Source organism: Actinomadura scrupuli (assembly GCF_050971785.1).
GTDB classification, from domain to species: domain Bacteria; phylum Actinomycetota; class Actinomycetes; order Streptosporangiales; family Streptosporangiaceae; genus Actinomadura_E; species Actinomadura_E scrupuli.
Window position 1 is genome coordinate 1 of record NZ_JBPCCU010000003.1, and the last position, 15303, is coordinate 15303.

11 protein-coding genes and 2 rRNA genes are annotated in these 15303 nt (G+C 72.4%); 8 read left to right on the forward strand and 5 right to left on the reverse strand.

Going from position 1 to position 15303, the window contains the following annotated elements; genetic code table 11:
* A 23S ribosomal RNA gene (locus ACRYCC_RS14360) occupies window positions 1-114 on the forward strand; the annotation flags it as partial.
* 170 nt (window positions 115-284) lie between these two features.
* Window positions 285-401: ribosomal RNA gene (gene rrf / locus ACRYCC_RS14365) — 5S ribosomal RNA — on the forward strand.
* 170 nt (window positions 402-571) lie between these two features.
* Here rrf and ACRYCC_RS14370 read toward each other — a convergent pair.
* Complete coding sequence (locus ACRYCC_RS14370; RefSeq protein WP_433812214.1) at window positions 572-1186, reverse strand: TetR/AcrR family transcriptional regulator; 615 nt, start codon at window positions 1184-1186, stop codon at window positions 572-574.
* An 83-nt stretch (window positions 1187-1269) separates the two neighbouring features.
* On the opposite strand from ACRYCC_RS14370, the gene ACRYCC_RS14375 reads away from it, so the two are divergent.
* The 4 genes from ACRYCC_RS14375 to ACRYCC_RS14390 are packed head-to-tail and all read left to right on the forward strand — an operon-like array spanning window position 1270 to window position 7817.
* Window positions 1270-3024, forward strand: coding sequence for an acyclic terpene utilization AtuA family protein (locus ACRYCC_RS14375; RefSeq protein ID WP_433812216.1), 1755 nt, complete (start codon window positions 1270-1272; stop codon window positions 3022-3024).
* Between the two features lie 5 nt (window positions 3025-3029).
* Window positions 3030-4616: an acyl-CoA carboxylase subunit beta gene (locus ACRYCC_RS14380; RefSeq protein WP_433813879.1), complete on the forward strand. Its 1587-nt coding sequence runs from the start codon at window positions 3030-3032 to the stop codon at window positions 4614-4616.
* A 4-nt stretch (window positions 4617-4620) separates the two neighbouring features.
* Window positions 4621-6666 (forward strand): acetyl/propionyl/methylcrotonyl-CoA carboxylase subunit alpha, encoded by a 2046-nt coding sequence (locus ACRYCC_RS14385; RefSeq protein WP_433812218.1) that lies wholly within the window; start codon window positions 4621-4623, stop codon window positions 6664-6666.
* Window positions 6663-7817, forward strand: a complete 1155-nt coding sequence (locus tag ACRYCC_RS14390) for an acyl-CoA dehydrogenase family protein (RefSeq protein WP_433812220.1) — start codon at window positions 6663-6665, stop codon at window positions 7815-7817. The genes ACRYCC_RS14385 and ACRYCC_RS14390 overlap by 4 nt, the downstream gene beginning before the upstream one ends.
* 19 nt (window positions 7818-7836) lie before the next feature.
* On the opposite strand, the gene ACRYCC_RS14395 is transcribed toward ACRYCC_RS14390, so the two are convergent.
* The gene (locus ACRYCC_RS14395) at window positions 7837-8892 is read right to left on the reverse strand and encodes an enolase C-terminal domain-like protein (protein WP_433812221.1); all 1056 of its coding nucleotides are present in this window, start codon (window positions 8890-8892) and stop codon (window positions 7837-7839) included.
* Between the two features lie 151 nt (window positions 8893-9043).
* Here ACRYCC_RS14395 and ACRYCC_RS14400 point away from each other — a divergent pair, with 151 nt between their 5' ends.
* Both ACRYCC_RS14400 and ACRYCC_RS14405 read left to right on the forward strand, forming a co-directional pair.
* Window positions 9044-9829, forward strand: a complete 786-nt coding sequence (locus ACRYCC_RS14400) for an SDR family oxidoreductase (RefSeq protein ID WP_433813880.1) — start codon at window positions 9044-9046, stop codon at window positions 9827-9829.
* Between the two features lie 58 nt (window positions 9830-9887).
* Window positions 9888-11039 (forward strand): acetyl-CoA C-acetyltransferase, encoded by a 1152-nt coding sequence (locus ACRYCC_RS14405; RefSeq protein WP_433812223.1) that lies wholly within the window; start codon window positions 9888-9890, stop codon window positions 11037-11039.
* A gap of 101 nt (window positions 11040-11140) precedes the next feature.
* Here the strand turns inward: ACRYCC_RS14405 and ACRYCC_RS14410 are convergent, their stop codons facing one another.
* The 3 genes from ACRYCC_RS14410 to ACRYCC_RS14420 all read right to left on the reverse strand — a co-directional run bounded on the left by ACRYCC_RS14410 (window position 11141) and on the right by ACRYCC_RS14420 (window position 14703).
* Entirely contained in the window at window positions 11141-11563 is a 423-nt protein-coding gene (locus tag ACRYCC_RS14410) for a hypothetical protein (protein ID WP_433812225.1), read from the reverse strand.
* A 4-nt stretch (window positions 11564-11567) separates the two neighbouring features.
* A complete protein-coding gene (locus tag ACRYCC_RS14415; protein ID WP_433812227.1) occupies window positions 11568-13073 on the reverse strand; it encodes an LCP family protein in 1506 nt (501 codons plus the stop codon).
* A 193-nt stretch (window positions 13074-13266) separates the two neighbouring features.
* Window positions 13267-14703, reverse strand: coding sequence for a GuaB1 family IMP dehydrogenase-related protein (locus ACRYCC_RS14420; RefSeq protein WP_433813881.1), 1437 nt, complete (start codon window positions 14701-14703; stop codon window positions 13267-13269).
* Window positions 14704-15303: the final 600 nt, after the last annotated feature.

Below are 15303 nucleotides of genomic sequence, written 5' to 3' on the forward strand. Positions count from 1 at the left end.
CCCCCTTCGAGGGGTGTAAGGCCCCCAGCTAGACCACTGGGTTGATAGGCCAGAAATGGAAGCACCGTAAGGTGTGGAGTTGACTGGTACTAATAGGCCGAGCGGCTTGAACACACCACAAACACTTCAAGCGAAACGAAGAGCACATGCTCGCGTCCCTGTGCGGTTCCCAACCAACAGCCACACCCCCCAACAGGGCCGGCCGACCGCACACATAACTGAATCGAAGAGCCTTTGCGCTCCGGAAACTTCAACCCCACCCCGGTGGGTGTTGAGCACCACGTTCCGGTGGTTTTAGCGAAGGGGAAACACCCGGTCCCATCCCGAACCCGGAAGTTAAGCCCTTCAGCGCCGATGGTACTGCACGGGAGACTGTGTGGGAGAGTAGGACACCGCCGGACACACCCTCACGAACGGCCCCCACCACACCGGTGGGGGCCGTTCGCATTCCCACACCAATACCACCACACCATTACCCCAGCCCGTTTCCCTGCACGTTCATCGCGCGCACGCACGCACGCCATTGCCGGCATCCCATGACGGCGGCGCGGCGAGGGGACGGCCGGTCCGCTCAGGAAGGCGGGTGGAGCGCGCCGTCGAGGAGGCGGGCCCACTGGGCGAGCAGCCGGCCGCGGCGGGCCGAGTCGTCGGTGAGCAGGTCGGCGAGCCCGAGCCCGCGGACCAGGTCCAGGGTGGCCTGCACGCTCTCCCGTACGCCGGGCAGGCTTTCGTCGGCGCCGAGGATCTCGACGGTGGCGCGGTGGGCCTCTCTGCCCACGCGGGCCTCCAGGGGGAGCACCTGGTCGCGCAGGGCGGGGTCGGAGCTGGCCGCGACCCACAGCTGCAGGGACGCCCGGAACAGCGGGCTGGTGAAGATCTCCGCCAGCAGCGTCAGGACCTCCAGCGTGCTGAGCCGGGGCGAGGTCAGGTCCCCGAGCTGTCGCCGGAGGTGCTCCAGCCGCACCTCGGTGCCGTACTCGACGGCCGCGGTGACCAGCTCCTCGCGGGTGCGGAAGTGGTGCTGGGCGGCTCCCCGGGAGACGCCGGCCCGCTCGGCCACCACCGCGACGGTCGTGCCGCCCCAGCCCACGGAGGCCAGACAGCCGATGGCGGCTTCCAGCAGCCGCTGCCGGGTGGCGCGGCTGCGGTCCTGCTGGGGTTCGCGGAAGGAGGCCTGGGCGGTCATGAGGCCACCAGTCAAGCACCCGCCCGTCAAGAAAACAATCAAGCGCGATTGATTTCTTCTTCCCCGGCTGACAGGGTGCACGCATGGGATCAGACCGAACGGCGCCGTTGCGGATCGGCAACGCGTCGGGCTTCTACGGCGATCGCTTCACGGCCGTCCGGGAGATGCTGGAGGGCGGACCGCTCGACGTGCTCACCGGCGACTATCTCGCCGAGCTGACGATGCTCATCCTCGGCCGTGGCCGGATGAAGGATCCGGGCGGCGGATACGCCACGACGTTCCTGCGCCAGATGGAGGACTGCCTGGGCCTGGCCCGGGACCGGGGCACCGCGATCGTGACCAACGCCGGCGGCCTCAATCCCCGGGGCCTGGCGGACCGGCTGCGGGAGCTCGCGGGGAGGCTGGGCCTCGACGTGGCGATCGCTCACGTAGAGGGCGACGACCTGCTGCCGCGCGCCGAGGAGCTGGGGCTCGCGGACGGGCCGTACGGGCGGCCGCTCACCGCCAACGCCTACCTCGGGGCCTGGGGCATCGCCGAGTGCCTGCGGAGCGGTGCCGACGTGGTGGTGACCGGCCGGGTGACGGACGCGTCGCTGGTCACCGGCCCCGCCGCCGCCCACTTCGGCTGGGCGCGTGACGACTGGGACGCGCTCGCCGGCGCCACCGTCGCCGGGCACGTGCTGGAGTGCGGCGCGCAGGCCACCGGCGGGAACTTCGCCTTCTTCGAAGAGATCTACAAGGTAAAGGCGCCGGGCTTCGGCAAGCCCCTGGGCTTTCCGATCGCGGAGATCGACCGGGACGGCTCCAGCGTCATCACCAAGCACCCCGGCACCGGTGGAGCGGTCACGGCCGAGACGGTCACCGCGCAGCTGCTGTACGAGATCGGCGGCCCGCGCTATCCCGGGCCTGATGTCACCACCCGCTTCGACTCGATCGAGCTGGCCCAGGAGGGCCCCGACCGGGTGCGGATCAGCGGGGTGAGGGGCGAGCCGCCGCCCGCGACCACCAAGGTCTGCCTCAACCATCTCGGCGGCTTCCGCAACGAGATGACGTTCGTGCTGACCGGCCTGGCCATCGACGCCAAGGCCGGGTGGGTCAAGGCCCAGCTGGAGCAGGGGCTCGCGGAGCGCCCACGGCACCTGGAGTGGAGTCTGGCGCGCACCGACCGAGAGGACGCCGGCACCGAGCAGGAGGCGAGCGCACTGCTGCGCTGCTCGGTCAAGGACCCCGAGCGTCGTGTGGTCGGCCGGGCCTTCAGCGGCGCGGCGGTGGAACTGGCGCTGGCCGGCTACCCCGGCTTCACGATGACCACCCCGCCCGGCGACGGCACCCCGTACGGCGTCTACACCCCGGCCTTCGTGCCCGCCCGCGACATCGCCCACACCGCCGTGCGGCCCGACGGCACCGAGGCCGCCATCCCGCCGCAGGACCCGGCCGCCGGCACCCCGCAGCCGCAGGGCCCGGAACCGGGAGGCCCGCTGCCGGAGCCGTACGATCCGGACGCACCGAGCCGCAGGGCCCCGCTGGGCGCGGTGGCCGGGGCGCGCAGCGGCGACAAGGGCGGGGACGCCAACCTGGGGGTCTGGGCCCGGACGGACGAGCAGTGGCGGTGGCTGGCGCACTTCCTCACCGAGGACAGGGTCAGGTCACTGCTTCCCGAGACCCGGGAGCTGAGCGTGACCCGGCATGTGCTGCCCCGGCTGAGAGCGGTCAACTTCGTGATCGAGGGCCTGCTGCAGGAGGGGGTCGCGGCCTCGACGCGGTTCGATCCCCAGGGCAAGGGCCTGGGGGAGTGGCTGCGATCGCGCGTCGTCGACATCCCGGAGGGGCTGCTGTGAGTCCGATCAAGAGCGCGCTGGATCCCCGGGGCGCCGACTACCAGGCCCGCCGCGCGGCCATGCTGGCCAAGCTGGCCGAGCTCGATCAGGAACACGCCAAGGCGCTGGCCGGCGGTGGTGACAAGTACGTGGAACGGCACCGGGGGCGCGGCAAGCTGCTCGCCCGCGAGCGCATCGAGCTGCTGCTGGATCCGGACTCGCCGTTCCTGGAGCTCTCCCCGCTGGCGGCCTGGGGCACCGACTTCCCGGTCGGTGCCAGTGTGATCACGGGGATCGGCGTGGTCGAGGGCGTCGAGTGCATGATCGTCGCCAATGATCCGACGGTGCGCGGCGGTGCCAGCAACCCGTGGACGGTCAAGAAGAGCTTCCGGGCCTCCGACATCGCACTGGAGAACCGGCTGCCCGTCATCAACCTGGTCGAGTCCGGCGGCGCGGACCTGCCCACCCAGAAGGAGATCTTCATTCCGGGCGGCCGGATGTTCCGCGACCTGACCCGGCTGTCGGCGGCGGGGATCCCCACGATCGCGCTGGTCTTCGGCAACTCGACCGCGGGCGGCGCGTACATCCCGGGCATGAGCGACCACGTCGTCATGGTCAAGGAACGCGCGAAGGTGTTCCTGGGCGGGCCGCCGCTGGTGAAGATGGCGACCGGCGAGGAGTCCGGCGACGAGGAGCTGGGCGGGGCCGAGATGCACGCGCGGCAGAGCGGGCTGGCCGACCACATGGCCGCCGACGAGCGGGACGCGCTGCGGCTGGGGCGCCAGATCGTCCGGCGCCTCAACCACCGCCGGCTGGGCCCGCGGCCCGGTGCCGCCGAGGCCCCCCGCTACGACGAGGAGGAGCTCGCGGGCATCGTCCCCGAGGATCTCAAGGTCCCGTTCGATCCGCGGGAGGTCATCGCGCGGATCGTGGACGGCAGTGAGTTCGACGAGTTCAAGCCGCTGTACGGCACCAGCCTGGTCACCGGCTGGACCCGGATCCACGGCTATCCGATGGGAGTCCTGGCCAACGCCCAGGGAGTGCTGTTCGGCCAGGAGGCGCAGAAGGCCGCGCAGTTCATCCAGCTCGCCAACCAGAGCGACACGCCGCTGCTGTTCCTGCACAACACCACCGGCTACATGGTCGGCAGGGAGTACGAGCAGAGCGGCATCATCAAGCACGGCGCCCTGATGATCAACGCGGTGGCCAACAGCACGGTGCCGCACATCTCGCTGATCATGGGTGCGTCCTACGGCGCCGGCAACTACGGGATGTGCGGCCGGGCCTACGATCCGCGCTTCCTGTTCACCTGGCCGAGCGCCAAGTCGGCGGTGATGGGGCCGCAGCAGCTCGCCGGGGTGCTGTCCATCGTCGGCCGGCAGGCCGCGCAGGCGCGCGGCCAGGTCTACGACGAGACCCAGGACGCGGCGATGCGGGAGCTGGTCGAGGGCCAGATCGAGGCCGAGTCGATGCCGTACTTCCTGTCCGGCCGGCTCTACGACGACGGCGTCATCGATCCGCGCGACACCCGTACCGTCCTCGGGCTGTGCCTGTCCGTGATCCACAACGCGCCGATCTCCGGAGCCGACGGCTTCGGCGTCTTCCGGATGTGAGGGCATGATCAACAAACTGCTGGTCGCCAACCGGGGCGAGATCGCCCGCCGGGTGTTCCGGACCTGCCGTGATCTCGGGATCGGCACCGTCGCGGTGTTCTCCGATCCCGACGCCGGCTCCCCGCACGTGGCCGAGGCCGACCTGGGGGTACCGCTGCCGGGCGCGGCTCCGGGCGAGACCTACCTGCGGGGCGACCTGCTGCTGAGCGCGGCGCGGGCCGCCGGGGCGGACGCGATCCACCCCGGGTACGGGTTCCTGTCGGAGCACGCGGGCTTCGCGCAGGCGGTCATCGACGCCGGGCTCACCTGGATCGGCCCGCCGCCCGCGGCCATCGCGGCGATGGGCTCCAAGATCGAGGCCAAGAAGCTGATGGCCGCCGCCGGAGTGCCGGTGCCGCCCGAGCTCGACCCGGCCGCCGTCACCGAGCGGGACCTGCCGATCCTGGTCAAGGCCGCGGCGGGAGGCGGCGGGCGCGGCATGCGGGTCGTCCGCACGCTCGGTGAACTGCCCGGCGCGGTGGCCGCGGCGCAGCGCGAGGCACAGTCGGCGTTCGCGGACCCGACGGTGTTCTGCGAGCCGCTGCTGGAGGGCGCCCGGCACATCGAGGTGCAGATCCTCGCCGACCGGTACGGCACGGTCTGGGCGCTGGGGGAGCGGGAGTGCTCGATCCAGCGCCGCCACCAGAAGATCATCGAAGAGGCGCCGTCCCCGGCGGTGGAACCCCCGCTGCGCGGTGAGCTGTGCGACGCCGCGGTGAACGCGGCCCGGGCGATCGGCTACGAGGGCGCCGGGACCGTCGAGTTCATGGTCACCGCGGACGGGCGCCCGCTCTTCCTCGAGATCAACACCCGGCTCCAGGTCGAGCATCCGGTCACCGAGTGCGTGTACGGGCTGGATCTGGTCCGGTCGCAGATCGAGGTCGCCGAGGGCGTGCGGCTGCCCGCACGGCCGCCCGAGCCGCGTGGCCACGCCATCGAGGCCCGGCTCTACGCGGAGCGCCCCGCCGTCGGGGACGGGGCGCTGGAGTGGCTGCCGTCCACGGGCACCCTGCACACCTTCGAGGTCCCGGGCGTGGACGCCGAGTTCCGCGTACCGGAGTCGTACGGGCTGCGCCTGGACAGCGGGGTGCGCGGCGGCGCCGAGGTCGGGACGCACTACGACCCGATGCTGGCCAAGGTCATCGCCTGGGCGCCGACCCGTACGGCGGCGGCGCGGCGGCTGGCGGCGGCGCTGCGCGGCGCCCGGATCCACGGCCTGGCCACCAACCGCGACCTGCTGGCCCGCATCCTGGCCGAGCCGGGCTTCCTGGCCGGGCGGACCGACACCGGCTATCTGGACCGCGGCGACCTGGCCGGGCTGGCCGCGCCGCTCGCGGACGAGGAGGCCGTGCGGCTGTCGGCGCTGGCCGCCGCGCTCGCCGACGCCGCGGCCAACCGGGCCGCGGCGGCGGTCCAGCGCGGGCTGCCGTCCGGCTGGCGCAACGTGCCGTCCCAGCCGCAGCGCAAGAGCTACCAGGGCCCCGGCGGCCCGGTCGAGGTCGGCTACCGCCTGACCCGCGACGGCCTGCGCGCCGACGGCCACGACGGCGTGCGACTGGTGCCCTCCGGGGACACCGCGGCGGGCGCCGGCCGGCAGGTCACGCTGGCGGCGTCCGGAGTGCAGCGGCGGTTCGAGGTCACGGTGGCCGGTGACGAGGTCTTCGTCGACTCCGACCTGGGGCCGGTCACGCTGCGGGCGCTGCCCCGCTTCCCCGACCCGGGCGGCCGCGCGGCCCCCGGGTCGCTGCTGGCCCCGATGCCCGGCACGGTCGTGCGGGTCGAGATCGAGCAGGGCGCCGGGGTCGTGGCCGGTCAGCGGCTCGTGGTCCTGGAGGCGATGAAGATGGAGCACCAGATCGCCGCTCCGGTGGCCGGGGTGGTCGCGGAGCTGAACGTGCGGCAGGGCCAGCAGGTCGAGACGGGCGCCGTCCTGGCCGTCATCACCGCCGAGCCGGCGGCAGAGCAGAGCACGGCCACGGCGGCCGTCAGCGCGGAGGAGTCCACCGAATGAGCTTCGTCGAGACCGAGGAGCGCCGGGCGCTGCGGGCCGCGGTGGCCGAGCTGGGCGCCGGGTACGGCACGTCGTACTACATCGAGAAGGCCAAGACCGGCGGCAAGACCCACGAGCTGTGGGCGGAGGCGGGGCGGCTGGGGTATCTCGGGGTCAACGTGCCCGAGGAGTACGGCGGCGGTGGAGGCGGCATCGGCGACCTCGCGGCGGTCTGCGAGGAACTGGCCGCGGCCGGGTGCCCGCTGCTGCTCATGGTCGTCTCCCCGGCGATCTGCGCCACCATCATCGCCCGGTCCGGCACCGAGGAGCAGAAGAAGCACTGGCTGCCGCGGTTCGCGGAGGGCACGGTCAAGATGGCCTTCGCCATCACCGAGCCGGACGCCGGGTCCAACTCGCACCGGATCACCACCACGGCCCGGCGCGACGGCGACGGCTGGGTGCTGAACGGGCAGAAGACGTTCATCTCCGGGGTCGACGAGGCGGACGCCGTCCTGTTCGTCGCGCGCACCGCGGACCAGAAGGGCACGCTGCGCCCGTCGCTGTTCATCGTGCCGACCGATGCGCCCGGCTTCACCCGGACGGTCATCGAGATGGAGATCGTCTCGCCGGAGAAGCAGTTCGTCTGCCATCTCGACGACGTGCGGCTGCCGTACGAGGCGCTGGTCGGGGACGAGGACGGCGGGCTGCTGCAGCTGTTCGCCGGGCTCAACCCGGAGCGGATCATGGCGACGGCGATGGCCGTGGGCATCGGCCGGCTGGCCCTGGCCAAGGCCGTGGACTACGCCAACACGCGGCAGGTGTTCCGGACGCCGATCGGCGCGCACCAGGGCCTCGCGCATCCGCTCGCGGCCGGCAAGGTGGAGCTGGAACTGGCCCGGCTGATGGGGCAGAAGGCCGCCTGGCTGTACGACTCCGGCGACGACATGGGCGCGGCCGAGGCCGCCAACATGGCCAAGTACGCCGCCGGTGAGGCGGCCGTCCACTGCGTCGACCAGGCCGTGCAGACCCACGGCGGCAACGGGCTCACCACCGAGTACGGCGTCGGGGTGCTGCTGACCGCGGTACGGCTCATGCGCATCGCGCCGGTCAGCCGGGAAATGATCCTCAACTACGTCGCCCAGCACAGCCTGGGGCTGCCCAAGTCCTACTGACCCGGGACCCGCGCGGTGCTCACAGGGCGGGGATGCGCAGGGTGCGGTCGGCCAGCCGGGCGATGAGCTCCTCGTCGATGTCGTGGCCCAGTCCCGGCTGGGTGAGCGGGACGGCGGCGACGCCACCGGTGGAGCGCACCGGCGGCGACACGAACCGCGGGCCGCCGGCCATCTCGCTCACGTCGCTGGGCAGCGTGCAGCCGGGCAGACTGGCCACCGCCACCGCGGCGGCCTGCCCGATGCCGAACGGGCCGGGGCCGGTGCACCAGACGTCCCAGCCGGCGGCGTAGGCCAGGTCGTGCGCGGCGCGGGCCGCGGTGAGCCCGCCGAACCGGGCGAGGCGCAGGCTCAGCGCGCGGCCGGCCTCCTGGGCGATGGCGGCCTGGAGCGAGTCCAGGTCCCCGAGACCGGGCGCGACAGGGGTGTCGATGCGGCGCTGCAGCCGGGTGTGCGCGCCGAGGTCGCCGCCCGCGAAGGGCCGCTCGATCGCCAGCAGCCCGTAGGCGCCGAGCGCCTCCAGGGCGGTGAGGTCCTCGGGCGACTCGGAGTAGGCGTTGCCGGCGTCCACCTGGAGGGCCAGCGCGGGGTAGGCCAGCCGCACCGTGCGGACCGGCTCGACGTCCCAGCCCGGCCGCACGTTCAGGGTGATCCGGGCGTAGCCGGCCCCGATGTAGCGGTTGACCCGGCCGGCCAGCAATTCGAGCGGAGGCTCGGTGCCCAGCCGTGCCCCGGTCACCACCGAGGTGCGGGTGCCGCCGAGGGCGTGCGCCACGGGCACGCCCCGGCCCCGGCACCACAGGTCCCAGCAGGCGATGTCCACGGCCGCGGCGGCCCGCCGGCCCGCCAGCTGGGCCAGCCCGGCGATGTCCTCCGGCCGGTCCCAGTCGACGCCGAGCAGGGCCGGGCCGATGCGTTCCTCGATCTCGGTCCAGGTGGCGTCGCCGGACTCGGGGGAGCGGACCTCGCCCCAGCCGGCCACGCCGTCCTCGGCGGTGAGCCGGACGAGGATGCTCACCGGGCGCCGGGCGCGGGGCATCGCCACCCGGAAGGCGTCGAAGCCGATGACTCTGGGCACGTCGCGGGCACCTCCCCTGCTCGAAGCCGCTGCTCCAATGATCCCCCCTTCCCGCGGCGCCGCGTACATCCCCGGCGGCCGCGCCGTCGTCACCCAAACAAGTGCTTGGTACGCTACCGGCATCGGACCGACAGAGGAGTGACCGGTGAGCGTGCCGACCCTGCCGCCGTACCCCGAGGGGCGCGGGCTGCTGAAGGACAAGATCGTCGTGGTCACCGCGGCGGCCGGTGCGGGCATCGGCGGCGCGACCGCGCGGCGCTGTCTGGAGGAGGGCGCCGTGGTCGTCATCGGAGACGCCCACGAACGGCGGCTCAAGGAGTCGCTGGCGGCCCTCGCGGACGCCCACGGCGCGGACCGGGTGGCCGCGCAGGCCTGCGACGTGACCGACGAGGGCCAGGTGCGGGCGCTGTACGACCTGGCGGCCGAGCGGTTCGGCCGGATCGACGTGGCGGTCAACAACGCCGGACTGGGCGGCACCGCCGACCTGGTGGACATGACCGACGAGCAGTGGGACCGGGTGCTCGACGTGACGCTGAACGGCACCATGCGCTGCACCCGGGCGGCGCTGCGCCTGATGGTGGCGCAGGGCGGTGGCGGCGTCATCGTCAACAACGCCTCGGTGATCGGATGGCGGGCGCAGCGCGGCCAGGCGCACTACGCCGCCGCCAAGGCCGGGGTGATGGCGCTGACCCGCTGCGTGGCACTGGAGGCCGCCGAGCACGGCGTCCGGGTCAACGCGGTCTCGCCCAGCCTGGCCATGCACCCCCATCTGGCCAAGGTGACCAGCGAGGAACTGCTGGCCGAGCTCACCCGGCGGGAGGCGTTCGGCCGCTACGCCGAGCCATGGGAGATCGCCAACGTCATCGTCTTCCTCGCCTGCGACTACTCGTCGTACATGACGGGCGAGGTCGTCTCCGTCAGCAGCCAGCACGCATAGCCACCGCCGGTACCGCCGTCGGCCCGGTCGGCCGTTCTTCGAGGGCAAGGAGCACCCCATGGCAGAGGCATACATCGTCGAGGCCGTACGCACGCCGGTCGGGCGGCGCAACGGCGGGCTGGCCGAGGCGCATCCCGCGGACCTCGGCGCGCACTCGCTCAGGGCGCTGGTCGAGCGCTCGGGCGTCGACGCCGCCGCGGTCGACGACGTGATCTTCGGCTGCGTCGACACCGTCGGCCCGCAGGCGGGCGACATCGCGCGCACCGCCTGGCTGGCCGCGGGGCTGCCCGAGGAGGTCCCCGGGGTGACGGTGGACCGCCAGTGCGGCTCGTCCCAGCAGGCGGTGCACTTCGCCGCCCAGGCGGTCCTCAGCGGCACCGCCGACCTGGTGGTGGCCGGGGGAGTGCAGAACATGTCCAAGATCCCGATCGCGTACGCCATGATCGCCGGGGTCGAGCTGGGGTTCGCCGGGCCGTTCGCGGGTTCCAAGGGCTGGGAGGCCCGCTACGGCGACACCGAGATCTCGCAGTTCAACGGGGCCGAGATGATCGCCTCGAACTGGGACATCTCCCGTGCCGACATGGAGCGCTTCGCCTTCGAGAGCCACCGGCGCGCCCTCCGCGCGATCGACGAGGGCAGGTTCGAGCGCGAGATCGCCCCGTACGAGGGGATCACCACCGACGAGGGGCCCCGCCGGGACACCACCCTGGAGAAGATGGCGGGCCTGAAGACGCTGGTCGAGGGCGGGCGGCTCACCGCGGCGCTCTCCTCGCAGATCTCCGACGGCTCGGCGGCGCTGCTGATCGCCTCCGAGCAGGCCGTGCGCGACCACGGCCTCACCCCGCGGGCCCGGATCCACCACCTCAGCGCCCGTGGCGAGGATCCGGTCCGGATGCTCAGCGCGCCGATCCCCGCCACCGCGCACGCGCTCAAGAAGTCCGGCATGTCGATCGGTGACATCGACGTCATCGAGATCAACGAGGCCTTCGCCAGCGTCGTCCTGGCGTGGCTGAAGGAGACCGGCGCCGACCCGGCCAGGACCAATCCCAACGGCGGCGCGATCGCGCTGGGCCACCCCCTCGGGGCCACCGGCGCCCGGCTCATGACGAGCCTGCTGCACGAACTGGAGCGCACCGGCGGCCGGTACGGGCTGCAGACGATGTGCGAGGGCGGCGGCCAGGCCAACGTCACCGTCATCGAACGCCTCTGACCCTCCCCTCCCGTCGCGCCCCCTTCCGTGATCATGCAATCAATCGACGAACGATTGCATGATCACGAAGTGGAGGTGTGGGAGGGGGTGCGGGCGGTAGGTCACGGGAGGTCGCGGCGGCGGAGGGGGCGTTTGACGTATCCGCCGTCGGCCAGGCCCGCCAGGCGCTCGAATGGGTTGTAGGAGGCGTGGCAGCCGCTCAGCAGCAACGAGACGCCCGCGCAGGCCAGGTAGAGCACCAGCATCACCGGGCCGAGGCAGAACGCGTACTGGGTGGCGTGCCGGGCCTCGTGGGCCAGCAGCTCCGGCCGGCCGTCGAGCTCGCGGGCGTCCCGGAACAGCAGGACGTTGCCGACCGTGAACGCCGGCGCGGCCGGAAGCGGCATCCGGTAACCGTCGCAGATGATCAGGCCGTCACGGGCCCCGCGGATCTCGCAGCGCCCGGCCAGCGCGATGAGCAGGCCGAGCGGCGTCGACAGGTTGAGCAGGTTGGCGGCCAGGCGCACCCGGTGGCGAGACCGCATCGGCTCAGGACGGGCAGGTGGAGTCCAGCGAGACCGGCTTGGCGGCCGGCCCGCCCGGGCTCTTGGACACGGTCCGCGGTCCCACCGCCGGATCGCCCGTACGCGTCCGCGGTTCCGCGCCGGCCGAGTCCGGTCCGGGGGAGACGGTGACGGACGGGGTCGCGGCGCTCGGGGACGCGGAGGGCCTGCCCTCGCTGTCGGCGAGCGCCTTGGCGGTGAGGGACCGGATCTCGGCGAAGTCGGGGTTCCCGGTGTGGATCAACGGCGGCACGAACGACAGGCTGTCGATCTTGGCGTCCTTCTTCACCGTACCGGACAGCTCGATCAACGCGGGCAGCAGCGCCGTCGGGATGTCGGTGGAGATGGTCCGCTTGGCCGCGGTGACCAGCCGGTCGAACTGGGTGAGCACCTTGGCGGGGTTCGCCTGCTTGGCGACCGCCCGGAGCAGGCACTTCTGCCGCCCCATCCGGGTGTAGTCGTCGCTGTCGGTCCGGGAGCGCCCGTACCACAGGGCCTCCTTGCCATGCAGCGTCCGGTCGCCGGCCTTGAGCACGCCGCCGTCGCGGCCGTAGGGGATCGGCCGGTCGATCTTGATCTTGACGCCGCCCATCGCGTCGATGATGTCGGCGAAGCCGAACATGTCGACAAGGATGTAGTAGTCGATGGGCTGCTGCAGGATCCCGCTGATCGTCTTGGTGAGCAGCTCGGGCCCGCGGCGGCCCTTGGCGATGCCCGGGACGATCTCGGGGTGGTTCTCGGCGTACTCGAAGACCTCGTTCAGCAGGCCGGGGTTCTGCGGTCCGTCGCCGGTGAACCCGGCGGGGAAGCGCTCGCGGGCCGGGCCCGGGGGCATCGGGAAGTGCTCGAGGTTGCGGGGCAGCCCGAGCAGGACGGTGTTGCCGGTGCGGGTGTCGATGCTCGCGACGGTCATGCTGTCGGTGCGGACTCCCACCCGGTTGTAGGCCGCGTCCCCGCCCAGCAGCAGGATGTTGACCCGCCGCCGGCCGTTCCACGGGTCGTCGGTGTTCACGGACTTGCTGCCGCTGCCGGTCTGGAAGATGTGCGTCAGCCCGTCCTGGTAGGTGTTGCCGTACTTGGCGACCCCGACGAACGGCGTGACGATCGCGGCGCACAGGACGGTGACCAGGACGCCCGCGCCGGCGTTCGGCAGGAAGGCGAGCCCGGACGGGCGGGTGATCTGGAACGAGCGGATCACCACGGTGATCCAGACCAGGCCGACGCTGACGGCGCAGACCATGATTCCGGTCACCCAGTCGGGCTTGACGGCCATGATCTTCAGATCGTCCTGGAACGACGTGACGGCGATGACGACGGTGGCGACCAGCAGCGCGAACACGGCCATGAGCAGCGCGCCGGCGATCCGGCGGCCGGTGGCGAGGTGCGCCACGCCCCAGACCAGCGCGGACGCGAAGGTCAGGCCCAGGGCCCGGGGCAGGCTGCGTTTGCCCTGCTCCGCCCGGTCGCGCCGCGCAACGGCTAGTCGTCCCATGTACGCTCCGATCCCCCACGTACGCAAAATGCCCCTTTAGCCCCTATTTCGGACGTAAAAAAATGGTCGTCCGGGTTGCGTCGAAACCGAGCGAATGTGAACGGTCAGGACATCACGCGCACGCCCCCCTATCATATGCATTTCGGTCAGGCCTGGGGTGCCCAGGGCGGCGGACTCCCGGGGTGTCGCGCGGCTACCAGCTCGTGGAGAGCGGCATTCCCTCGGCGTAGCCGGAGGAGCTCTGCACTCCGACCACGGCCCGCTCGTGGAACTCCTCGAGCGTGCGGGCGCCCGCGTAGGTGCAGGAACTGCGCAGCCCGGCCACGATCGAGTCGATGAGGTCCTCGACCCCCGGCCGCGCGGGGTCCAGGAACATCCGCGAGGTCGAGATGCCCTCCTCGAACAGCGCCTTACGGGCGCGCTCGAAGGGGGAGTCCTCGGAGGTGCGCAGCCGGACGGCCCGCGCGGAGGCCATGCCGAAACTCTCCTTGTACGACCGGCCGTCGGCGGTGCGCTGGAGGTCGCCGGGGGACTCGTAGGTCCCGGCGAACCAGGAGCCCACCATGACGTTGGCGGCTCCGGCGGCCAGCGCCAGGGCGACGTCGCGCGGGTGGCGGACCCCGCCGTCGGCCCAGACCTGCCGGCCCAGCCGCCGGGCCTCGGCGGCGCACTCCAGCACGGCGGAGAACTGCGGGCGGCCCACGCCCGTCATCATCCGGGTGGTGCACATCGCCCCCGGGCCCACGCCGACCTTGACGATGTCGGCGCCGGCGTCGATGAGGTCGCGGGTGCCCTCGGCGGTGACGACGTTGCCCGCCACGACGGGCACCTGGGGGTCGGTTCCGCGCACCTGGCGCAGCGCGTGCACCATCTTGTCCTGGTGGCCGTGCGCGGTGTCCACCACGAGCAGGTCGGCGCCCGCCTCCAGCAGCGCCTTGGCCCGGCCCGCCACGTCACCGTTCACCCCCACCGCCACGGCGACCCGCAGCCGCCCGGCCGGGTCGGCGGCGGGCTGGTACAGGGTGGCGCGCAGCGCGGCCTTGCGGGTGAGGATGCCGGTCAGCCGGCCCTGCGGGTCGACGACCGGTGCGAGGCGGTGCCCGCGCCCGTGCAGGAGGTCGAAGGCCTCCTGGGCGCCCACGGAGTCCGGCAGCGTGACCAGGTCCCGGGACATGATGTCGCGCAGGTTGGCGAACCGGTCCACGCCGTGGCAGTCGGCCTCGGTCACGACCCCGACCGGCCGGTCGTCCTCCACGACGATGACGGCGCCGTGCGCGCGCTTGAAGAGCAGGCTGAGCGCCTCGCCCGCGGTGGCGCCGGGCCCGAGTGTGATCGCGGTGTCGAAGACGGGGTGCCGGCTCTTCACCCAGTCGATGACGCCGGTCACCACCTCGATGGGGATGTCCTGCGGGATGACCGCGAGGCCGCCGCGCCGGGCGACGGTCTCGGCCATCCGGCGGCCCGAGACGGCCGTCATGTTGGCGACCACCAGCGGGATGGTCGTGCCGCTGCCGTCTGCCGTGGACAGGTCCACCTCGAGCCGGGACCCCACCGAGGAGCGGCCGGGGATCATGAACACGTCGTTGTACGTGAGGTCGTGAGCGAGATTCTCACCGTTGAGCAGGCGCACCGCTGTCCACACCAATCACATGAAGGGAATTCGTGGTCGAAGACCACCCTCAATTGTGTGCCATACCCGGGTGTGCGCAGAACCGGCCGGTCGGCGGCCGGGCCGCGGGCCGGCGCTCCGGGGCGCTCGCGGGCGTGGCGGAGGGCGCCGTTCCGTTCGCGGGGCGCGTTATCACCCGCCCGGCGTGACGGTCAGTACCCGGCAGGTGCGAGAGATCTGACGGCGAGGGTGAGATTTGGCGCTTTCTCGCGTCGCTACTTGACGTGAATGCGGCATCATTGCACTTTTCTTACGTATGCCTCCCTCTTGGAGGCATTCGCTCACCATCGGGAGAGGCGCATGCAGGTCAGGCTTGCCGGGCCGGAGGGCTCGTGCGACGGAGAGGCTCCGGCGTGGTCCGGTGCGCGGGTACGCGGTCCGCCCGGGTGCCCGTCCGGCACCGGGGAGAGGTGCCGGAGCGGTGGACACTCCTTAGCAATCGTCGCCCCAGCGGCTGATCGCCGACGCATCTATCGCCCCCCAGCACCGCGAACACGAGCAAGATCCGTACTTCGCGGTGAACCCCCCGGAAATGGAATGATCTTGCAGTCGGTGACCAAA